Genomic DNA, 20,738 nt, shown 5'->3' on the forward strand with positions numbered 1-20,738 from the left:
ACCAGATCACAGCCCGAACACACCAGCCAGCACGGTGGCCACACCGTCCTCGTCGTGACCCGGCGCGACGTGGTCGGCGGCGGCGGTGACGGTGGGGTGCGCGTCGGCCATGGCGTAGGCCGTGCCCGCCCAGCCCAGCATCGGCAGGTCGTTGGGCATGTCGCCGAAGGCCACGACGTCGGCGGCCTCGACCCCCAGGTCGGCGCAGAGCATCGCCAGCGTCGAGGCCTTGGTCACCTCGGCCGCACTCACCTCGAGCAGGGCGCTCGACGACGACCAGGTGATGGTGAGCCGACCGCCGGTGGCGGCCTCGGCACGGTCCCAGAAGTCCTGGGCGTCGAGCTCCTCGTGGCGCGCCAGCAGCTTGAGCGCCGGGCGGTCCATGAGCTCCTCGAGAGGGGCGCGCCGACTGGCATCGGGGATCGGGTGGCGCTCCATGAACCCCGGCTCGAGGGCGATGCCGTCGAGGTCCTCCACCGCGAACGCCGTGCCCGGCACGGCCGCACGCAGGTCGCGGCAGAAGGCCAGGGCGTCCTCGGCGGAGATGGCGCGCTCGAGGCGGGCCCGGTCGGCGGCGACGTCCCACAGCAGGGCGCCGTTGGAGACCACGGCCAGACCGTGGTCGCCGACGTGGTCGAAGACGTCGCGCGCCCACCGCAGCGGGCGGCCGGTCACGAAGACGACGGGCACGCCGAGGCGCTCGACGCCCAGCAGCACCTCGCGGGTGTAGTCGGACACGCTGCCGTCGGAGCGGACCAGGGTGCCGTCGAGGTCGGTGGCGACCAGACGGGGCAGGCTCACGGTGTCTCCTCCGCCGGCGTCGCGCCGGCCGTCGGGCCGGCCGTCGGGCCGGTCGCGGGGTCGGTCGCGAGGTCGGTCGCGGGGTCGGTCGCCGCCTGGTCCTGCTCCAGCCGCTCCTGCTCGAGCCGCTCGAACCGGTCCTGCTCGCGCTCCGCGGCGCGCCGCGCGCCGGTGCCCGCGAGCGGCGAGGCCGTGCCCGGCAGGGGCCTCGCCATCATCAGCCGGCCCTCCTCGTCGGAGCCCCGCAGCTCGGTGAAGCCGCACTTCGCGAGGACGCGCACGCTCGCCCGGTTGTCGGGGCGTACGCCGGCCCGCACCCGCACCCCCACGTGGTCGGTGTGGGCGAGCAGCCCCTGCAGCGCCTCGGTGGCGAAGCCCCACCCCCACGCCTCCTGCACCAGGCCGTAGCCGACCTCGGTCTCGGGGGTCGCGTCGGCCGCGGGCTCGGGCGGACCGAAGAAGCCGATCGAGCCGAGCACGGTGCGACCGCGCACGATGCTGCGCGGCCCCCAGGCGTCGCCGTCGACCCACAGGGTCGCGGCGTCGGCGTCGTCGGGGCGCGGGAAGTCGGGGTGGAACTCGGGACGTCGGCGGCGCGCCCGCACATCGGCCGCGACCTCGGGGGACCACAGCACGAGCGCCAGCCGCTCGGTGGAGACCACGCGCGGCGGCCCGACCACGAGGGCCGCCTGCCCGCTCACGCGGGGAACCAGCGGCGGATCTCGACGGCGGCACCGTCGTCGTCGACGCTGGCGGTGGTGGCGTCGGCGACCGCGTGCACCTCCGGCACGGCCTGGCCCATGGCCACCCCGCGCCGGGCCCAGGCGAGCATCTCGAGGTCGTTGCGCCCGTCGCCGATGGCCAGCGCGTCGTCGGCGGTCACGCCGAGCTCGGCGGCCACGTGGTCGAGGCCGGAGGCCTTGGAGACCCCGGCGGCGGCGAGGTCGAGCCAGGCCGTCCACCCCACGACGTAGTCGGTGCCCTGGAGGCCCAGACGGGCCGCGAGGGCCACGAAGTCGTCGGCGGTGGCGGCGGGGTCGCGGATGATGACGCGGCTGACGGGCTCGGCCACGATGTCCTCGACGTCGGCCAGGATCATCTCCCCGGTGAGCTCGCCCTCGGGGAAGGGCTTGTTGAGCCGGTAGCCCACGCCGCGCTCCTCGACCGCCACGATGGCGTCAGGGTGCTCGGCGAGCACGGCGGCGACCGCGGCGCGGGCGTCGAAGGTCTCCTCCAGCACGACGTCGAGCGGCGGGTAGCGGAAGACGACCGCGCCGTTGGAGGCCACGACCCAGACCGGCTCGTCCTCGCTGCCCAGGCCCAGCTGGTCGGCCACGTCGGTCATGCTGTGGGGGCTGCGCCCGCTGGAGAGCACGATGTGGGCACCCCCGTCACGGGCGGCCCGGACGGCCTCGCGCACCGCCTCCGACATCTCCTCGTGGGCCGCCCCTCCGCCGTCGACCCAGCGCAGCAGCGTGCCGTCGATGTCGAGGGCCACCAGCCGCGGGCGCCAGCCCGGGCCGGGGGCGGGGCGCCCGTCGGCGCCGTCCAAGCCGCCGGGCTCGGTGACCAGCTCAGCCACGCGCGGGCCCCAGCGGCTCGAGGACCTCGCGGCCCATCCACTTCTGCAGCGCCTTCGGCACCCGCACCGACCCGTCGGCCTGCTGGTGGGTCTCGAGGATCGCCACGATGGTGCGCGTCATCGCGCACAGCGTGCCGTTGAGGGTCGCGACCGGGCCGACCTCGGTGCCGCTGCCGCCGCCGCTGCCGCCCGACCCCTCGCCGGCCGCAGCGCCGGCGGCGTACCGGGCGCGCGTGTCGAGGCGGCGGGTCTGGAACTCGGTGCAGTTGGAGGTCGAGGTGAGCTCGCGGTACTTGCCCTGGGTGGGGATCCAGGCCTCGCAGTCGAACTTGCGGATCGCCGAGAGGCCGAGGTCGCCGGCGGCGACGTCGATGACCTGGTAGGCCAGCTCGAGCTTGTCGAGGAACATCTTCTCCCACTCCAGCAGCCGCTGGTGCTCGGCGACGGCCTCCTCGGGCGTGGTGTAGACGAACATCTCGACCTTGTCGAACCAGTGCACCCGGATGATGCCCTTGGTGTCCTTGCCGTGCGAGCCGGCCTCCTTGCGGAAGCAGGGGCTGAAGGCGGCGTAGCGCAGCGGCAGCGCGGCGCCGTCGAGGATCTCGTCGGAGTGGTAGGCCGCCATGGGCACCTCCGAGGTGCCCACGAGGTACATGTCCTGGCCCTCGATGCGGTAGACGTCGTCGGCGGCCTGGCCGAGGAAGCCGGTGCCGTCCATGGCGCGGGGCTTGACCATCGAAGGCGCGATGACCTGGGTGAAGCCGACCTCGCGGGCCTGCTCCATGGCCAGGTTGACCAGGGCCAGCTCGAGCTCGGCGCCGACGCCGGTGAGGAAGTAGAACCGCGAGCCCGACACCTTGGCGCCGCGGTCGAGGTCGATCGCACCGAGCAGGCGGCCCAGCTCCACGTGGTCGCGCGGCTCGAAGCCCTCGGCGGCGAAGTCGCGGGGCGTGCCGACGGTCTCGAGCACGACGAAGTCGTCCTCACCCCCGGCCGGGGTCTGCTCGTCGGCGAGGTTCGGGATGCTGAGCAGCGCGGCGCGCCAGGCCTCCTCGGCCTCGCCCTGCGCGGCCTCGGCCGCCTTGACCTCGGCGGCCAGGGTCTTGGTCTGCGCCAGCAGCGCCTGCTTCTCCTCGCCCTGGGCCTGCGGGATCTGCTTGCCCAGCTGCTTCTGCTGCGCGCGCTTGGCCTCGAACTCGCCGATCGCGGCCCGGCGCGCGGCGTCGGCGGCCAGGGCGGTGTCGACCACCGCGTCGGACAGGCCGCGCTTGGCCTGGGCGGCGCGCACGCGGTCGGGGTCGTCTCGCAGGATCCGGGGGTCGATCATGGTGAGAGGCTATCGGGGCGGGCGGCGCCGCCTCACGCGAGTTCCACAGGCCCCCCGGGGCGTCGGCATACTGTCCGGGTGCTCGACCGCCCCCGCCTCGTCCTCCTGAGCTGGGCCGGCGCGTGCTTCGTGGCCTTCGCCCTGCTCACGCTCGCCGTCACCCAGGCCTGGGGCCCGCTCAGCGGCCTCGACGAGCGCGGGGACCCGATCGAGGCCTGGGCCGTGGACCTCGGCTGGCTGCGCACGCCGCTGCACCTGGTGGAGGCGGCCTTCGGCACGGTCGGCATGACCGTGCTCACGGCGGTCGTGGCGGTGCTCATGTTCACCCGCGGGCACCGCCGCGCCGCGCTCTACGCCGTGCTCGTCATGGCCATCACCTCCGCGGCCACCACCGGGCTCAAGCTCACCGTGGGCCGGGAGCGCCCGCCGTGGCAGAACCCCGACGCCGTGCTCTCCTCCAACGCCTTCCCGTCGGGCCACGCCTCCTCCATCGCCGCCTGGGGCGCGGTGGTCGTCGTGCTCGTCGTCATGCTCGTACGCCGCGCCGGGGTGCGGCGGCTGGCCTTCGGCGCCGTCGCCGTCCTCGTGGTCGTCGTCTGCGCCGACCGGGTCCTGCTGGGGCGCCACTACACCACCGACGTCACCGCGGGCGTGCTCCTCGGCGTCGGCGTCGCGCTGCTCGTGCTGGCCCTCTACTCCCCGCTGCCGCGCAGCCACGCGGTCAAGTCCGACCCGCTGCCCGACCCCTACCCCTCGGCCCGGCGCCTGCACGTCGTCCTGAACCCCATCAAGGTGGAGAGCGTCGAGGCCTTCCAGGCCACCGTCTCCGCGATGGCCGCCGAGGCCGGCTGGTCGGAGCCGCGCTGGCACCTCACCACCGTCGAGGACCCCGGCACCGGCATGGCCGAGGCCGCCGCGGTCGCCGGCGCCGACCTGGTCATCGTGTGCGGCGGCGACGGCACCGTGCGCGAGGTCTGCGCCGAGCTCGCCGGCACCGGCATCCCGATCGGGATCATCCCGGCCGGCACCGGCAACCTGCTGGCCCGCAACCTTGCCGTGCCGCTCTACATCCGCGCCGCCATCGACGTCGCCCTCACCGGCCAGGACCGCGCGATCGACATGGTCGCCGTCAGCGGCGACGGCATCGAGGACAGCCACTTCATGGTGATGGCCGGCATGGGCTTCGACGCCGCGATCATGGAGGGCGTCAACGAGGACATCAAGAAGCGCGTGGGCTGGCTGGCCTACGTGCTCTCGGGGCTGAAGTCGATCATGTTCCCCGCGGTGAAGGTGGAGATCTCCGTCGACGGCGGCGAGCCCACCACCCACCGCGCCCGCACCGTGGTCGTCGGCAACGTCGGCTTCCTCCAGGCCGGCATGCCGCTGCTGCCCGACGCCGCCATCGACGACGGCACCCTCGACGTCGTCATCCTCCACCCGCGCAACTTCCTCTCCTGGATCCCGCTGGCCTGGCGGGTACTGCTCAAGCGCAAGCACACCGACGAGCTGGTCAACCGGATGACCGGTCACTCCGTCGTGGTCCGCGCCGCCACCGAGACCCCCCGCCAGCTCGACGGCGACTCGATCGGCCCCGGCTGCGAGCTGCGCATGGAGTGCGTGCACGGCCGCGTGCTGGTGCGCGTGCCGCGCTGACACGACGTACGTCGCCGCCGTGCGGCTGCGGCGCAGACCCGGGCCGTGGCTGCGGGCCGGTGCGGGCGGTCGGGTCTTGACGCTTCCTTGACGTCGTGGCGCTGGGGTCGCGCGCGGGCCGGTGGGAGGATCGGGGCATGGAGGGTGCGCGCCGGGGCCGGCTGACGGTCTACCTCGGCGCGGCGCCCGGGGTCGGCAAGACCTACGCGATGCTCGACGAGGCCCGCCGGCGCGCGGAGCGGGGCACCGACGTGGTCGTGGGCTACGTCGAGACCCACGGCCGGCGCCACACCGAGGCCGCGGTGGCCGGGCTGGAGGTGCTGCCGCGCCGGGTGGTCGAGCACCGCGGCGCCCGCCTGACCGAGATGGACGTCGACGCCGTGCTGGCCCGGCGGCCCGCGGTGGTGCTGGTCGACGAGCTGGCCCACACCAACGCCCCGGGCTCGCGCCACGACAAGCGGGCCGGCGACGTCGAGGAGCTGCGCGCGGCCGGCATCGACGTCGTCACCACCGTCAACATCCAGCACCTGGAGTCGCTCAACGACGAGGTCGAGCGGATCACCGGGGTGCGCCAGCGCGAGACCGTGCCCGACGAGGTCGTGCGCACCGCCGACCAGATCCAGCTGGTCGACATGAGCCCCGACGCGCTGCGCCGGCGCCTGGCCCACGGCAACGTCTACCGCCCCGAGAACGTCGACGCCTCGCTCGCCTCCTACTTCCGCGTCGGCAACCTCACCGCGCTGCGCGAGCTGGCGCTGCTGTGGCTGGCCGACCGCGTCGACGACGCGCTCGGTGACTACCGCCGCGCCCACCGCATCGCCCACACCTGGCCGACCAAGGAGCGGATCGTCGTGGCCGTGACCGGCGGGCCCGAGAGCGAGACCCTGCTGCGCCGCGGGGCCCGGCTGGCCCAGCGGGCGGCCGGCTCGGAGCTGATGGCCGTGCACGTGCTGGCCACCGACGGGCTGCGCCCGCAGGGCGGCGAGCCGATCGCGCGGGTCCAGCAGCTGGTGGCCGACCTCGGCGGCAGCTTCCACCCCGTGGTCGGCGAGGACGTGCCGGCGGCGGTGGTCGACTTCGCCTCGGGCGCCAACGCCACCATGGTCGTGGTCGGCGTCAGCCGCCACGGCCGGCTGCGGCGGCTGCTCGTGGGCTCCAGCGGCGACCGGATCGCCTCCCTGGCCGGCGCCATCGACGTGCACCTGGTCACCCACGACCAGGTCGGCCGGCGGCTGCAGGGCCGCCCGCTGCTCTCCCCGCTCTCGCGCTCGCGCCAGGTCGCCGGCTGGCTCAGCGCCCTGCTGCTCCCTGTGCTCCTCACCGCCGTGCTGACCCGCGTCGAGGGCCCGGGGCAGCTGCCGCTCGCCGAGATGCTGCTGCTCGCGGCGGCGGTGCTGGTCGCCCTCGTCGGCGGGCTGCTGCCGGCGCTGCTGGCGGCGCTGCTCGGCTTCGTGCTGCTCAACTGGTACTTCACCGAGCCCGTCGGCCGGCTCACCATCGCCCAGCCCTCCGACGTCGTGGCCCTCCTGGTCTACGTCGCCGTCGCCGCCGGGGTCGCCTCGGTCGTCGACCGGGCCTCGCGCCGCGCCGCCGACGCCCTGCGCGCCCGCACCGAGGCGGCCACGCTGGCCTCGCTGTCGCGCTCGGTGCTCACCGGCCAGGACACCGCCGAGGCCGTCACCGAGCGGGTGCGCGAGGTCTTCGGGCAGACCTCGGTGGCCCTCCTGGCCCGCGGTGCCGCCGCCTCCGTCGACGCCGGCGGGGCCGACGGGCGGGCCGACGCCTCCTCGGGCCGTACGCCGGGCACCGCGGGGTCGGCCGGCGCCGCGCCCGCGCCGACCGGGTGGCGGGTCGTGGCCGCCTCCGGCGACGGCCCGGCCGCGACGCCGGAGGCCGCCGACACCCGCGTGCGCGTCGACGACGTGCACGAGCTGTGCCTGCGCGGCGAGACGCTGCGCGCCAGCGACCAGCGGGTGCTGGAGGCCTTCGCGGTGCAGGCCTCCCTCGTGCTGGAGCACCGCCGGCTGCGGGCGCGCGAGGAGCGCGCGGTCGCCCTCGAGGGCGCCGAGGCCACCTCGACCGCCCTGTTGCAGGCGGTCTCCCACGACCTGCGCACCCCGCTGGCCACGATGCGCGCCTCGGTCGACGGGCTGATCGGCAGCGGACCGGGCGGCGCCGACCTCGACCCGACCGACCGGGCCGCGCTGGTGAGCAGCGTGGGCGCCTCGACCGAGCAGCTGGAGGGCCTCATCGACAACCTGCTCGACCTCTCGCGGCTGCGCACCGGGCTGGTGCACCCGGTGCTCGCCGACCGGAGCCTGGAGGAGGTGCTGCCCCTGGCGGTGTCGGGCCACGCCCCGGGGGCGGTGAGCCTCGAGGTCGCCGAGGACACCCCGCTGGTGCGCACCGACGCGGGCCTGCTCGAGCGGGTGGTGGCCAACCTGGTCGCCAACGCCGTGCGGGTCTCCGACGGCGTGGCCGTGCGCGTGCTCGCCCACGTGCAGCCCACGAGCGTCGAGGTGCTGGTGGTCGACCGCGGCCCCGGGGTGCCGCCGGCGGAGCGGGCGCGGATGTTCGAGCCCTTCCAGCGCCTCGGCGACCGCTCCCCCGGCGGGCTCGGGCTCGGCCTGGCCGTCGCCCGCGGGCTGGCCGAGGCGGTGGGGGCGACCCTCGAGGCCGACGACACCCCCGGCGGCGGGCTGACCATGGTGCTGTCGGTGCCGCGGGCGGGCGCCGGCCGGGACCCCCTGGCCGACGGACCCGCCGACCCAACGGCCGCCGGACCCGCCACCCGACCCGCGGCTGGGCCCGCGGCTGGGCCCGCGGCGGAGCCCGCAGCCGGACCCGCGACCCGGCCCACCACCGGAGCGGCCGACCGACCGGTGGCCGACGAGGACCGGCCCGAGGGGGTGGCCCGGTGAGCGGGCCGGAGCGCACCGACCGGTCGCCCGCGCACGGGTCGGGCGACGACGCCGCCGCCCGGCCGCGCCCGCGGGTGCTGGTGGTGGAGGACGAGGCGCCGCTGGCCCACGCCCTCGCGGTCAACCTGCGCGCCGCCGGCTGGGAGGTCACCACCGCCCCCGACGGCCGCACGGCGCTCGAGGCCGCCGCCGGGGGGCGCCCCGACGTGGTGCTGCTCGACCTCGGCCTGCCCGACCTCGACGGCACCGAGGTGATCACCGGTCTGCGCGGCTGGACCAGCGTGCCGATCGTGGTGCTCTCCGCGCGCCAGCACGGCGAGGACAAGGTCGAGGCGCTCGACCTCGGCGCCGACGACTACGTCACCAAGCCCTTCGCGATGAACGAGCTCATGGCCCGGCTGCGGGCCGCGGTGCGCCGCGCCGCCGAGACCGCCGCCCCCGCCGAGCCCGTGGTGGTCGTGGGCGAGCTGCGCATCGACCTGGCCCGCAAGCGCGTCGCGAGGCGCGGGCACGACGTACGGCTCACGCCCACGGAGTGGGCCTTCCTCGAGCTGCTCACGCGCCACCTGGGGCGGCTGGTGACCCGCGAGCAGGTGCTGCGGGAGGTGTGGGGGCCGGCCTACCACTCCGAGACCCACTACCTGCGGGTCTACGCCGCGCAGCTGCGGCGCAAGCTCGAGGACGACCCCGCCCACCCGCGGCACCTCATCACCTCCGCGGGGCTGGGCTACACGCTGGAGCCCTGAGGCGGCTGCTGCGCCGACGCCTCGGCGGGCGGGGCGCCGTGGACCACGAAGTCCTTCTGGCGGATGAGCAGCAGGCACAGCACCCCGGAGACGAAGGCGATGCCGGCGCCGATGGCGGTGATGTGGTTGAGGGCGTCGACGACCGCGGAGGTGCCGACGCCGTTGACGAGGTCGTAGGCCTGCTGGCCGGCCGAGGCACCCCCGGCCCCGGAGGCCGCGGCGGCCTGGGCGCCCTGCGCCGCAGCCTGGACCTGACCGCCGGAGAGCGCGGCGACCAGGCCGGGCAGGGCCTGGTCGGGCACCTGGCCGGTGAGGTCGGAGGTGACGGCGTCGGCGACCTGGTTGCCGAAGATCGAGCCGAGCGCGGCGATGCCGGTGGCGATGCCGACCTGGCGGAAGGTCGAGTTGACCCCGGAGGCCATGCCCGAGCGCTCGGGGGTGACCACGCCGACCGCGGTCGAGGCCAGCGGCGGGTTGATCAGGCCGATGCCGAGACCGGAGACGAGCAGGCCCGGGATGAGGTGGGTCCACGTGGAGTCGTCCTCGATGCCGAGCACCAGCAGCAGCCCCACGCCCAGCACGAGGAAGCCGGGGCCGATGAGCCACTTGGTCGGCACCTTCTCGGTCAGCCGGCCCGCCACCGCGGCGGCCACGAAGGAGGCGCCGGAGAGGAAGAGGAAGCGCACGCCGGTGCCGACGGCGGAGTAGTCGAGGACGTTCTGGACGTAGATGACCAGGTAGGTCAGCAGCGAGAAGATCGAGGCGGAGACGCCGAAGGCCGCCACGAGGCCGCCGACGAAGGTCGGCTTGCGCAGCAGGCTCAGGTCGAGCATCGGGGAGCGCTGGCGCACCTGGCTGACCAGGAAGACCGCCATCAGCACCGCCGCGGCCACCAGGAAGCCGACCACCCGCTGGTCGCCCCAGCCGTCCTGGCCGGCCTCGATGAGGCCGTAGACCAGCGAGCCCAGCGCGAGGCTGAAGGTCACGAAGCCGAACCAGTCCGGCCGGCCCGCGTGGGGGTTGCGCGACTCCTGCACCCGCAGCAGCGTGATCGCGATCGCGACCACGCAGATCGGGATGTTGACGAAGAAGATCCAGCGCCACGACAGCCCGCTGGTGAGCACGCCGCCGAGCACCGGGCCGATCGCGACGGCGACGCCGGTGGTGGCCCCGAACGCGCCGAAGGCCACGCCGCGGTCGCGCCCGACGTACGCCGTGGCCAGCAGCGCGAGCGCGGTCGCGAACATCGCGGCGCCGCCGATGCCCTGGAAGGCGCGGGCCAGCGTGAGCAGGACGATGTCCTGGGCGGCGCCGCACGCCACCGAGCCGATGGTGAACAGCACCAGGCCGAGGGTGAAGACCAGGCGGCGCCCGAAGAGGTCGGCCAGCGAGCCCGCGGTCAGCAGCAGCGCGGCGAGGCTCAGGGCGTAGGCGTCGATGACCCACTGCAGGTCGGAGAGCGAGGCGTCGAGCTCGCGCTGGATGTCGGGCAGCGCGACGTTCACGATCGTGATGTCGAGCAGCAGCATGAACACCCCGGTGCAGACCGCGGCGAGGGTCCACCACTTCGAGCGGGTCGCGGCGCTGTGGTCGGTGGCCACGGCTTGGTGGGACATGGGGTGCTCCTGCGGCTGGGTGCTCACGTGGCTGACGGTGACTCGGTGAACGGTACGCCGACGGTTGCAGTGGTCAACCGATCGTGGCCGGAGGGGTGAGCGGGCCGGCGAGGAGGACGACGCGACCTCCGGCCCCTGGGCCCTCACCCGCAGCCCGGCCGGCGACGAGCGAGGTCGGCGCGGTGCTCGCCCGCCGGCCGAGCGGCCACCTGTCGGCCCGGACCCGCACGTGTCGGCCCGTGCGTGGGCCGACCAGTGCGGGTTTCGCCAGCCGGCTGGTGAAACCCGCCGAGCCTGAAACCCGCCGAGCCTGTGACCCGCCGAGCCGCTCAGCCCTTGCCCGGGCGGGCCGCGGTGACGGCCTCCTGCTCCTCGGGGGAGAGCTGCTGCTCGCAGCGCCAGGCGACGATCGTCTTGGCGTAGGTGCGGGCCTCGGAGCGGCCGTGGATGGAGGTCAGCACGACGCCGTGGCCGGAGTCGTCGAGCAGGGCCAGCGACCAGGAGAGGTGGCCGCCCATGTCGCCGAAGGCGTCGTAGCGCACGACCGAGAGGTGGCGCAGGGCGTCGCGGGCCTCGGCGCGCAGGGCGGCGACCTCGCGGCGCAGTCCCTCGACGTCGGCGGGCAGCGCCTCGGCGTCGCCGGCCGGGGGCGCCGCCGTACGACGCAGCGCCACGACGGCGAGGGCGACGGCGGCGAGGGCGACCACCAGGGAGAGCACGACGACAGCGATCACGCCGCTCAACCTAAACTGCCCGCGTGCCGAACCAGCGACGCATCGCCTACCAGGGCGAGCCGGGAGCCAACTCCCACATCGTGTGCCAGGAGCACTACCCCTCCTGGGAGGCGCTGGCGTGCGCGTCGTTCGAGGACGTCTTCGCCGCCGTGGAGTCCGGGGAGGCCGACCTGGCCATGATCCCGATCGACAACTCCCTGGCCGGGCGCGTCGCCGACATCCACCACTTCCTGCCCGACTCGGGGCTGCACATCATCGGCGAGCACTTCCTGCGCATCCGCTTCCACCTCCTGGGCGTGCCGGGCGCGACCCTGGAGTCGATCGACACCGTGCACAGCCACGTGCACGCGCTGGGCCAGTGCCGCAAGGTGATCCGGGAGCACGGCCTCACGCCGGTCATCTCCGGCGACACCGCGGGAGCGGCGCGCGAGGTCGCGGAGGCCGGCGACCCGACCCAGGCCTCGATCTCCCCGCCGCTGGCCGCGCAGATCTACGGCCTGCAGGTGCTGGCCGAGGACGTCGAGGACGAGGACCACAACACCACCCGCTTCGTCGTGCTCTCCCGCGACCTCGTCGAGGCCGCGCCCGGCTCGGGCCCGGTGGTCACGAGCTTCATCTTCAACGTGCGCAACCTGCCCTCCGCGCTCTACAAGGCGCTCGGCGGCTTCGCCACCAACGGCGTCAACATGACCAAGCTGGAGAGCTACATGGTCGGCGGGCAGTTCACCGCCACCCAGTTCCTCGCCGAGGTCGACGGCCACCCCGACGACCCCGGCCTGAAGCGGGCCCTGGAGGAGCTGGCCTTCTTCACCACCGACGTCAAGATCCTCGGCGTCTACCCCGCCGACCCCTTCCGCGCATGACCTCGCCCTCGGAGCAGCACCCGGACGGCGTGGACGGGACCGACGCCACCGACGCTCCCGACGGGCGTACGGCGGACCTCGGCTTCGCCCGCCTCGACCTCGACCGGGCCGCGCGCACCGGCGACCCGGAGGTCGTCTTCGGGCAGGGCAAGACCCCCGCGCAGGTCGTCGCCATCCTGCGCCGCCTGCACGCCCAGCACCCCGACCGCGCGGTGCTCGCCACGCGACTGGCCCCCGAGGCGCTCGCCGCGCTCGCCGAGGAGCTGCCGCAGGCGGCGCTGCACCCGGTGGCCCGCGCGGCCACCCTCGGTCCGCTCCCGACACCCGCCGGACGGGTGCTCGTCGTGGCCGCCGGCACCTCCGACGCCCCCGTGGCGGCCGAGGCCGAGCTCACCGTGCGGGTGCACGGCGCCGGGGTCGAGCGCATCGACGACGTCGGCGTCGCGGGCCTGCACCGGCTGCTCGCCGTGCGCGAGCGGCTCGAGGCGGCCGACTGCCTGGTCGTGGTGGCCGGCATGGAGGGCGCCCTGCCCTCGGTGGTCGGCGGGCTGGTCGGGGTGCCGCTGGTGGCCTGCCCCACCTCGGTCGGCTACGGCGCCTCGCTCGGCGGGGTCACCGCCCTGCTGGCGATGCTCAGCTCCTGCGCGCCCGGCGTGAGCGTGGTCAACGTCGACAACGGCTACGGCGCCGGCGTCTTCGCCGCCCGCGTGGCCCGGCGGGCAGCGCCGCGCCCGTGAGCGACCCCGACGCCCCCAGCGGCGACCACCCGGTGCGGCCCGCCGGTCGCCCGGACGGCGCGGGCGAGGCGGACGGCGCGGGCGAGGCCGGCGGCGCGGACCACGAGGGCGCCGCACGCGCGTCGGCCTGGGTCGACGCCTCCTCCGGCGCGAGCGGCGACATGCTCCTCGGCGCCCTGCTGGGCGCGGGGGTGCCGCTGGCGGTGCTCCAGGCGGCCGTCGACGCGGTCTCCCCCGAGCCGGTGCGCCTCGAGGTCGAGCAGGTGCGGCGCGGCGGGTTCGCCGCCGTGCGCTGCCACGTCGTCGTCGCCGACTCCACCACCCACCGCACGTGGCGCGACGTGCGCACCCTCCTCGGCGCCGCCGACCTCGCGCCCGCCGTCCGCGACCTCGCGCTGGCGGTCTTCGCCCGCCTCGCGGCGGCCGAGGGCGCCGTGCACGGCCACCCCGCCGACGAGGTGCACTTCCACGAGGTCGGCGCCCTCGACGCGATCGCCGACGTGGTGGGCGTCTGCGCCGGCGTGGTCCACCTCGGCCTGCACCCCGGAGCCGCCGCAGCAGCACAGCCCGCAGCGCAGCCCGGCGGGCTGACGGTGAGCCCGGTCGCGGTGGGGTCGGGCACGGTGCGCAGCGCCCACGGCGTGCTGCCGGTGCCGCCGCCCGCGGTCGTGGAGCTGCTGCGCGGCGCCCCGTCGTACGCCGGACCGGCCGGCGCCCCCGCCCAGGAGCTGTGCACCCCCACCGGGGCGGCCCTGCTCACCACGCTGGCCGCCGGCTGGGGACCCCAGCCGCCGCTGCGCGTCTGCGCGGTCGGCGTCGGCGCCGGCGGGCGCGACCCGGCCGGCCACGCCAACGTGCTCCGCCTGCTCCTCGGCGACCCCGTCGACGTCGCCCCCCGAGCGGGCGGCCCGGGGGGCGCGCCCGGCGCGGGCGACACCACCACCGAGGTCGTGCTGGAGACCAACGTCGACGACCTCGACCCCCGCGTGTGGCCGGGCGTGCTCGACGCGCTGCTCGCGGCCGGGGCGGCCGACGCGTGGCTGACCCCGGTGCTGATGAAGAAGGGCCGCCCCGCCCACACCCTGTCAGTGCTGGTCGTGCCGGCCCGCGTCGCCGCCGTGCGCGACGTGGTGCTGCGCGAGACCTCCGCGATCGGGCTGCGCGAGCACCCCGTCACCAAGCACGCGCTCCCCCGCACCCTCGCCGGCGTCGACCTCGACGGCCACCGCGTCGCGGTCAAGCTCTCCACCCTCGACGGCCGCGTCGTCACCGCCCAGCCCGAGTGGGACGACGTCGCCCGCGCCGCCGCCGCCCTCGGCCTGCCCGCCCGCACCGTGCTCGCCCGCGCCGCCGCCCTGGCCCGCGACCTGCTCGGCTGAGCCCCGCCCGATCCGCCCCCGCGCCGCGTCCTACTGACCGTTGCGACCACCACCTGACAGTCACCACGCCCGGCCAGTGGTCGCAACGGTCAGTAGGACGTGACCGCGTGCGACGTCACCGACGGCCCCCTCCGCGCACCACGCGGCGGGCCAGCGGCGCGCGACCGGCGTACCTCTCTAGGCTGGGCCCATGACCTCGACGCACGAGAACCCGACGCACTACGCCGACAGCGAGGTCGGGCGGCTGCGCACGGTGATGCTGCACCGCCCCGGCGACGAGCTGAAGCGCCTCACGCCGCGCAACAACGACCGCCTCCTCTTCGACGGTCTGCCCTGGGTGGCACGCGCGCAGGAGGAGCACGACGCCTTCGCGGAGGCGCTGCGGGCGCGCGACGTGGAGGTGCTCTACCTCACCGAGCTGCTCGCCGAGACCCTCGAGAGCGAGTCGGCGCGCAACCACGCCATCACCACCGGCCTGTCGGGGCTGCACCTGGGCGACACCCTGCGCACCTACCTCTCCCGCGCGCTGCGCGACGCGACGCCGAGCGAGCTGGCCGGCTACCTCACCGCCGGCATCCGCAACGACGAGGTGCGCGGCGGCCACGGCCTGGTGACCTCGTTGCTGGCCAGCGACGACTTCCTGGTCGACCCGCTGCCCAACCTGCTCTTCACCCGCGACTCCAGCGTGTGGGTGCGCAACCGGGTCGCGATCACCTCGCTGGCGATGCCCGCGCGGCGCCGCGAGACCCAGCTGACCGAGCTGATCTACACCGAGCACCCGCGCTTCGCCGGCTCGCTGCGCATCCACGGCTGGCACGCCGAGCACGTCGAGGGCGGTGACGTGCTGCTGCTGGCCCCCGGAGTCATCGCCATCGGCGTCGGGGAGCGCACCACCCCCGCCGGCGTGGAGTCGCTGGCGCGCCAGGTCTTCCACGCCGACCTGGCCCACACCGTGCTGGCCGTGCCGATCGCGCAGGAGCGCGCGACGATGCACCTCGACACGATCTGCACGCTGGTCGACGTCGACAAGATCGTGATGTACCCCAACGTCGCGCACACCCTGCAGGCCTACACCGTCACCGCCGCCGACCCCGCCGCCGGCGAGGACGAGCTGGTGCTGCGGGTCGGCGAGCCGCGGCCCTTCCTGGAGGCCGCCGCCGACGCCATGGGCATCGACCAGCTGCACCAGATCGACACCGGCCTCGACCCGGTCACCGCCGAGCGCGAGCAGTGGGACGACGGCAACAACACCCTCGCCCTCGCCCCGCGGGTCGCCGTCGCCTACGAGCGCAACGACGAGACCAACGCCCGCCTCGAGGACGCCGGGATCGAGGTCGTGCGCATCGCCGGCTCCGAGCTCGGCTCCGGGCGCGGCGGCCCGCGCTGCATGAGCTGCCCCGTCACCCGCGACCCGCTGCCGACCGCCTGACCCGCACCGCACCGCACCGGCCAGCCGACCGACCAGCTGCCCAGCCGGCCGCGCCACCCGACCAGACCACCCGGGCGGCGCGGCCGCATCGGCGTACGCCTGCTGTAACGCGCAGTTACACTTCCTCCCGACCCGTCGTGACGGGGCGGCAGTCGCGCGCACCGGGCGTCACCACGGTGCGCTGCGGCGGCCGCGGCCACGGCGGCCGACCCGCTCGCCGTCGGGCCCCCCGGACCGCTTGCCACGCGGCAGCGACTCCGGGAGGATCCCGCGCGGGGAGCACCACGCGACACGCACGCACCAGGAAGAGGCACCAGCCATGGCCGACTCGTTCTTCAGCGCCTTCAGCCCGGCGGAGATCGCCAAGATCAGCTCCGCCGGCACCCGGGTGACCCTGCCCGAGGGCTGGTCGCCGATCTGGGAGCGCACCCCCGCCGACAAGGCCTACGTCATCCTCTCCGGCACCGTCTCGGTGCGCCACAAGGGCACCGAGATCGCCCAGCTCGGTGAGGGCGACATCATGGGCGAGGCCGCCCTGATGAACCACTCGCTGCGCACCGCCAGCGTCGTCGCGCTCACCCCCCTCGAGCTGATCCACTTCACCGACGACGCGATCGCCAGGCTGCGCGTGGAGATGCCGAAGTTCTCCGACGCGCTCGAGGCCGTGGCGCGCGAGCGCTTCGGCGACAAGTCCTGATCCCGCGTACGCCGTGAGCCGACGCGACGCCGACCGCGCCGGTGACCGGCGCGGGTCGGGGGAGCGCGCGTCGGTCGACGGCGCGACCGACGCGGCAGGCCCGGCAGGCCCGGCAGGCGAGGCGGGCGGGGCAGCCGCGGGCGCCCCGGCGGCTCCGGTCGACCGGACCGCCTCGGGCGGCAGCGACGCGGCCGGCGACCCGACTGACGGCCCGGCTGACGGCGCAGCGGGCGAGGGCTCGGGAGAGGCACGCGACGTCGACCCGGCGGTGCTGGCCGCGGCCCTGGCCCCCCTGGAGACCTACCTGCTCGGCGAGCCACCGAGCCTGACCCGGCGCCAGGTCGCGGAGCGGGCCGGTGTGCCCTCGGAGCTGGCCGAGGAGCTGTGGCGGCTGCTGGGCTTCCCGACCGCCGGTGACGACGACGTGGCCTTCACCGCCGCCGACGTGCAGGCGCTGCGGTGGAGCAGCGACCTGGTGCGCCTGGGGGTGCTGAGCCCCGAGCGCCAGTCGGCGCTGGTGCGCACCTGGGGCCGCAGCTACGCCCGCCTCGCGGAGTGGCAGGCCGCGCTGCTGGCCGACGTGACCCTGGAGTCGGCGCGGGCGGTCGGCGGTGAGGGCGGGCCCGGCGGGCGCGACCCCGCCGAGACCCTCGCCGTGCTCGCCACCGAGGCGCTCGAGCGGGTCGAGCACCTGCAGTCCTACGTGTGGCGCCGCCACCTGGCCACGGCCACCAGCCGCCTGCTCGCCGTCGACACCACCGGCGCCGCCGGCACCCAGACCTCCGCGATGGCGGTCTGCTTCGTCGACATCGTCGGCTACACCTCGCGCTCCAAGTCCCTCGGCGACGCCGAGCTGGTCGCGTGGCTGGAGGGCTTCGAGGCCGCCGTCTCCGACCTCGTCGTGCAGGCCGGCGGCCGGGTGATCAAGAACATCGGCGACGAGGTGCTCTTCGTCGCCGACGACGTCGCCGCCACCGTCGACGTCGCCCTCGCCATGGCCGCCCGCGGCGAGGACGAGCACGACGACTTCCCCGCCGTGCGGGCCGGTGTCGCCCACGGCGACGTCGTCAGCCGCCTCGGCGACGTCTTCGGGCCCACCGTCAACGTCGCCTCCCGGCTGACCTCCGTCGCCCGACCCGGCGCCGTGCTCGTCGACCGCGGCGCCCACGACGTGCTCACCGGCGCCGACCGGAGCGAGCCCGACGACCGGGACGGCGGTGGCGGCGCCGAGCACGGGCGCGGCGAGCGACCCGACGCCGACCCTGACGCCGACGACGGCGCGGGCACCGGGCCCGCCGGCACCGGACCGGCGGGCGACGGACCGGCGGGCGACGGGGCGGCGGCGTACCGCTTCAAGCGGCTGCGGCGGGTCTCGGTGAAGGGCTACTCCCGCCTGCCCGCCTACGTCTTGCGTCCCCGCTGACCGCGGGCTCACGCGGTGGCTGGACGCCACGCCGCGGCGGGCCGTGGCGCTCACGGCGTACCTCGGGCCGACGCCGGGCGGTCGGCTGCTGCGCCGAGGACGAGGCCGACGTCCAGCCCGGCCCGGTCACACCGGCCCCACCGGTCACACCGGTCGGCCCGGACCCGCACCTGTCGGCCGACGCGTGGGCCGACAGGTGCGGGTTTCACCAGCCAGCTGGTGAAACCCGCCGAGCCGGCCCAGCCCTCAGCGGATGGTCAGCTGCCGGTTGGCCAGGCCGTTGCGGGCCGAGCGCTCCTCGGGGGTGAGGGGCGCGTCGTCGGCGAGGGCGGCGGCGAGGTCGGCGGCGTACTGCGCGGCCGGCTCCTCGAGCGCCTCGGGGCCGGTGCCGACGGGGAGGTCCCAGACGGGGGCGAGCAGGCCGTGGGCGCGGAACATGCCGACCAGGCGCGAGCCGGGGGCGATGTCGTCCTTGCCGGCGGCGTGGAGGCGGGCGAGGGCGTCGAGCAGCCGGTCCTCGGGCTCGGGCATGACCCAGCGCAGGTGCTCCTTGGTGCCGACGTTGGTCCAGTACGCCGACTCCACCGAGGTCAGCCTGGCCGTCGGGGCGGCGGCCTCGTTGGCCTGCTCCAGCGCGGCGGCCATGCCGTCGCGGTCGTCGACGTCGGCGATCCAGTAGTCGAAGCCCTCGTGCACGGTGACGTCGAGCGTGCCGCCCTCGACGAGGTCCTGCAGGCGGGGGCCCTCGCCGGGGTCGCCGGTGAGCCCGACGATGCCGGCCTCGCCGCGCTCGGCCTGCTCGAGGGCCTTGGTGAGCACGGCGCCGAGGTCGCGGGCGGGGTCGCCGAAGTTGTGCTGCACCTGCAGGCCCAGCCACACCTCGCCGGAGTCGCGCACCATGGCGGGCGCGGCCATCGGCAGCAGCGAGCAGAGCGTGACGGCGCGCCCGGAGCCGGTGACGCCGTCCTTGAGGGTCAGCGGGGCGGTGCCGGCGGGCACGAGCTCGCGCAGCGCGATGACGTCGCACTCCGAGGGCAGGCCCTCGAAGGGGCGGTTGACGAAGGTCGCCGCGGGGCCGCCGGGAGCACCGTGGCAGGCCTTGTAGCGCTTGCCGGAGCCGCAGGGGCAGGGCTGGCGCGGGCCGACCTCGCCGGGGGTGGTGGTCTCACGGGCCTTGGTGCGGGACTTCTTCGCCATGGGCGTGAACCTATACGCCGCCCCCCGACCCGTCGGCGCCGGTGCGTCCCCGCGCCTCGAGCAGGTCGAGCAGGTAGGCCGGCCGGTCGGTGATGACCGCCTCCACCCCGAGCCGCACGCACAGGTCGAGCTGGTCGCGGGTGTTGACCGTCCACACGTGCATCCGCCGCCCCGAGGCCGTGATCCGCGGGCCGAGCCGCGGGTGCCCGGCGAGCACCTCGACGCCGGGCCCGACCCGCCAGTCGGGGCCGATCACGCGGTGCACCATCAGCCAGAGCGCGGCCTTGTCGAGCAGCATCACCAGCGGCACGGCGGGTGCGAGCCGCTCCACGCGCTGCAGGGCGGTGTGGGAGAAGCTCATCACCCGCGCCGGGGTGCCCGGGCGGTCCCACCCGAAGTCGCGCAGCACGTCGACGAGCCGGCGCTCCACCAGCCCGCCGTACCTCGTGGGGTGCTTGGTCTCGATCGCCAGCTCCACCCGCCGGTCGTAGTCGGCGGCCACCTCGCACAGCCGGCGCAGGGTCAGCACGGTGTCGTGGGCGGGATCGCGCTCGGGCGCCTCGTCGTCGAGGTCGGCCCACGGGTGCTTCCAGGAGGCGAAGTCGAGCTGGGAGAGCTGAGCCAGCTCCATGGTGGAGACCGACCCCTCGGCGCTCGCGGTGCGTCGCAGCGTGCGGTCGTGCACGCAGACCAGGTGCCCGTCGGCGGTCAGGCGTACGTCGCACTCCAGCGCGGCGGCACCGTCGTCGAGCGCCGCGACGTAGGCCCCCAGCGTGTGCTCGGCGTTCTCGTGGCTGGCCCCCCGGTGCGCCACGACCTGCGGGAGCGCGCCGGCCGCAGCCGCTGCCGGCGCGGCCCGGGGGCCGTGCGGAGCGTCGGGGCGTCGTGCGCCGGACCTCATCGCCCCAGTGTGCTCCTGCCCGCGCCCGCGCGGGTGACGATCGCGTGTCGGGCCGGTCTCGCCCCGTCCGACCGGACGGTCCGCGGGCCCGTCGAGCCGCGCAGACTGGCGCCATGACCGCACCCCCGACCTCGCCCTCGACCGGGCCCTCGGCCGGGCCCTCGACCGGGCCCTCGACCGGGCCCTCGACCGGGCCAGGGCCCTCCGACCTGCGCGCGCAGGTGCGCGCGGCCCAGGCGCCGCTCAAGCAGCGCTACCGCGACGACCCCGCCAGCGCCCGCACCCCGCTCCGCGCCCGCGCCGGCTTCGCCGACCCCGGGGTCACCGCGACCGTCGACACCTGGGCCGGCCCCGCGCGAGCCGGGCTGCACGAGGCCACCGGCGGCGACGGCAGCGACGCCTGCTCCGGCGACATGCTGCTCGAGGCGCTGCTCGCCTGCGCCGGGGTGACCCTGCGCAGCGTCGCGCTGGCCAGCGGGGTCGACGTGCTCGCCGCCACCGGCACCGCGGAGGCCGTCTTCGACGCCCGGGGCACCCTCGGCGTCGACCGCGAGGCCCCGGTCGGGGTCACCGACGTCGTCGTGACCTTCGACCTCACCCTGCCCGAGGACTCAGGCGTCGACGAGGAGCAGCTGGCGCGGTTGGCCGCGACCACCGAGCGCTACTGCGTCGTGGGGCGGTCGCTGCGCGAGCCGCCGCGGGTCGTCGTACGCCGCGCCTGACCCCGCGCCT

At 75.9% G+C, this 20,738-nt stretch carries 18 protein-coding genes; 10 read left to right on the forward strand and 8 right to left on the reverse strand.

Going from position 1 to position 20,738, the window contains the following annotated elements; all coding sequences use genetic code 11:
- Positions 1-6 precede the first annotated feature (6 nt).
- From ASF50_RS15070 to serS, 4 genes are read right to left on the reverse strand one after another with little or no spacing between them, the layout of a single operon-like run.
- Entirely contained in the window at positions 7-801 is a 795-nt protein-coding gene (locus tag ASF50_RS15070; RefSeq protein ID WP_056905073.1) for an HAD-IIB family hydrolase, read from the reverse strand.
- Entirely contained in the window at positions 798-1,502 is a 705-nt protein-coding gene (locus ASF50_RS15075) for a GNAT family N-acetyltransferase (protein ID WP_235557693.1), read from the reverse strand. The genes ASF50_RS15070 and ASF50_RS15075 overlap by 4 nt, the downstream gene beginning before the upstream one ends.
- Positions 1,499-2,383, reverse strand: coding sequence for an HAD family hydrolase (locus ASF50_RS15080; RefSeq protein WP_321163142.1), 885 nt, complete (start codon positions 2,381-2,383; stop codon positions 1,499-1,501). The genes ASF50_RS15075 and ASF50_RS15080 overlap by 4 nt, the downstream gene beginning before the upstream one ends.
- Positions 2,376-3,710, reverse strand: a complete 1,335-nt coding sequence (gene serS, locus ASF50_RS15085; RefSeq protein WP_056905074.1) for a serine--tRNA ligase — start codon at positions 3,708-3,710, stop codon at positions 2,376-2,378. The genes ASF50_RS15080 and serS overlap by 8 nt, the downstream gene beginning before the upstream one ends.
- 78 nt (positions 3,711-3,788) lie before the next feature.
- Between serS and ASF50_RS15090 the strand changes: the two genes are divergently transcribed.
- The 3 genes from ASF50_RS15090 to ASF50_RS15100 all read left to right on the forward strand — a co-directional run bounded on the left by ASF50_RS15090 (position 3,789) and on the right by ASF50_RS15100 (position 9,030).
- A complete protein-coding gene (locus tag ASF50_RS15090; protein WP_056865189.1) occupies positions 3,789-5,363 on the forward strand; it encodes a diacylglycerol kinase family protein in 1,575 nt (524 codons plus the stop codon).
- A 137-nt stretch (positions 5,364-5,500) separates the two neighbouring features.
- Entirely contained in the window at positions 5,501-8,284 is a 2,784-nt protein-coding gene (locus tag ASF50_RS15095; protein WP_082503256.1) for a DUF4118 domain-containing protein, read from the forward strand.
- 74 nt (positions 8,285-8,358) lie between these two features.
- Positions 8,359-9,030 (forward strand): response regulator, encoded by a 672-nt coding sequence (locus ASF50_RS15100; protein WP_056865327.1) that lies wholly within the window; start codon positions 8,359-8,361, stop codon positions 9,028-9,030.
- Here the strand turns inward: ASF50_RS15100 and ASF50_RS15105 are convergent.
- The gene (locus ASF50_RS15105) at positions 9,012-10,646 is read right to left on the reverse strand and encodes an MFS transporter (protein WP_056905075.1); all 1,635 of its coding nucleotides are present in this window, start codon (positions 10,644-10,646) and stop codon (positions 9,012-9,014) included. The genes ASF50_RS15100 and ASF50_RS15105 overlap by 19 nt on opposite strands.
- 329 nt (positions 10,647-10,975) lie before the next feature.
- On the reverse strand, positions 10,976-11,380 hold the full coding sequence (locus ASF50_RS15110) for a DUF4446 family protein (RefSeq protein ID WP_082500459.1): 405 nt from the start codon (positions 11,378-11,380) through the stop codon (positions 10,976-10,978).
- 23 nt (positions 11,381-11,403) lie between these two features.
- Between ASF50_RS15110 and ASF50_RS15115 the strand changes: the two genes are divergently transcribed.
- The 6 genes from ASF50_RS15115 (at position 11,404) to ASF50_RS15140 (ending at position 17,908) form a co-directional block, all read left to right on the forward strand.
- Positions 11,404-12,243: a prephenate dehydratase gene (locus ASF50_RS15115; RefSeq protein ID WP_056865186.1), complete on the forward strand. Its 840-nt coding sequence runs from the start codon at positions 11,404-11,406 to the stop codon at positions 12,241-12,243.
- The gene (gene larB, locus ASF50_RS15120; RefSeq protein WP_082503257.1) at positions 12,240-12,980 is read left to right on the forward strand and encodes a nickel pincer cofactor biosynthesis protein LarB; all 741 of its coding nucleotides are present in this window, start codon (positions 12,240-12,242) and stop codon (positions 12,978-12,980) included. The genes ASF50_RS15115 and larB overlap by 4 nt, the downstream gene beginning before the upstream one ends.
- Positions 12,977-14,359, forward strand: coding sequence for a nickel pincer cofactor biosynthesis protein LarC (gene larC, locus ASF50_RS15125; RefSeq protein ID WP_268778360.1), 1,383 nt, complete (start codon positions 12,977-12,979; stop codon positions 14,357-14,359). Before larB ends, larC begins: the two co-directional genes overlap by 4 nt.
- A gap of 190 nt (positions 14,360-14,549) precedes the next feature.
- Complete coding sequence (locus tag ASF50_RS15130) at positions 14,550-15,788, forward strand: arginine deiminase (protein ID WP_056865184.1); 1,239 nt, start codon at positions 14,550-14,552, stop codon at positions 15,786-15,788.
- Positions 15,789-16,107: 319 nt separating this feature from the next.
- Complete coding sequence (locus tag ASF50_RS15135) at positions 16,108-16,485, forward strand: Crp/Fnr family transcriptional regulator (protein ID WP_056865183.1); 378 nt, start codon at positions 16,108-16,110, stop codon at positions 16,483-16,485.
- Between the two features lie 13 nt (positions 16,486-16,498).
- Entirely contained in the window at positions 16,499-17,908 is a 1,410-nt protein-coding gene (locus ASF50_RS15140; RefSeq protein ID WP_235557694.1) for an adenylate/guanylate cyclase domain-containing protein, read from the forward strand.
- 246 nt (positions 17,909-18,154) lie between these two features.
- On the opposite strand, the gene ASF50_RS15145 is transcribed toward ASF50_RS15140, so the two are convergent.
- Positions 18,155-19,105 (reverse strand): DUF5926 family protein, encoded by a 951-nt coding sequence (locus ASF50_RS15145; RefSeq protein WP_056865182.1) that lies wholly within the window; start codon positions 19,103-19,105, stop codon positions 18,155-18,157.
- Between the two features lie 10 nt (positions 19,106-19,115).
- Complete coding sequence (locus ASF50_RS15150; protein WP_082503258.1) at positions 19,116-20,006, reverse strand: glycerophosphodiester phosphodiesterase family protein; 891 nt, start codon at positions 20,004-20,006, stop codon at positions 19,116-19,118.
- A 113-nt stretch (positions 20,007-20,119) separates the two neighbouring features.
- Between ASF50_RS15150 and ASF50_RS19945 the strand changes: the two genes are divergently transcribed.
- On the forward strand, positions 20,120-20,728 hold the full coding sequence (locus ASF50_RS19945) for an OsmC family protein (RefSeq protein WP_082503259.1): 609 nt from the start codon (positions 20,120-20,122) through the stop codon (positions 20,726-20,728).
- Positions 20,729-20,738 lie beyond the last annotated feature (10 nt).

Source organism: Nocardioides sp. Leaf307, from assembly GCF_001423135.1.
GTDB classification, from domain to species: domain Bacteria; phylum Actinomycetota; class Actinomycetes; order Propionibacteriales; family Nocardioidaceae; genus Nocardioides; species Nocardioides kribbensis.

What these genes read in the sequence shown, in the direction of transcription:
- serS (WP_056905074.1), bottom strand. Translation starts at nt 3,710, where the DNA reads ATGATCGACCCCCGGATCCTGCGAGACGACCCCGACCGCGTGCGCGCC.
- ASF50_RS15095 (WP_082503256.1), top strand. Translation starts at nt 5,501, where the DNA reads ATGGAGGGTGCGCGCCGGGGCCGGCTGACGGTCTACCTCGGCGCGGCG.
- ASF50_RS15105 (WP_056905075.1), bottom strand. Translation starts at nt 10,646, where the DNA reads ATGTCCCACCAAGCCGTGGCCACCGACCACAGCGCCGCGACCCGCTCG.
- larB (WP_082503257.1), top strand. Translation starts at nt 12,240, where the DNA reads ATGACCTCGCCCTCGGAGCAGCACCCGGACGGCGTGGACGGGACCGAC.
- ASF50_RS15130 (WP_056865184.1), top strand. Translation starts at nt 14,550, where the DNA reads ATGACCTCGACGCACGAGAACCCGACGCACTACGCCGACAGCGAGGTC.
- ASF50_RS15135 (WP_056865183.1), top strand. Translation starts at nt 16,108, where the DNA reads ATGGCCGACTCGTTCTTCAGCGCCTTCAGCCCGGCGGAGATCGCCAAG.
- ASF50_RS15145 (WP_056865182.1), bottom strand. Translation starts at nt 19,105, where the DNA reads ATGGCGAAGAAGTCCCGCACCAAGGCCCGTGAGACCACCACCCCCGGC.
- ASF50_RS15150 (WP_082503258.1), bottom strand. Translation starts at nt 20,006, where the DNA reads ATGAGGTCCGGCGCACGACGCCCCGACGCTCCGCACGGCCCCCGGGCC.
- ASF50_RS19945 (WP_082503259.1), top strand. Translation starts at nt 20,120, where the DNA reads ATGACCGCACCCCCGACCTCGCCCTCGACCGGGCCCTCGGCCGGGCCC.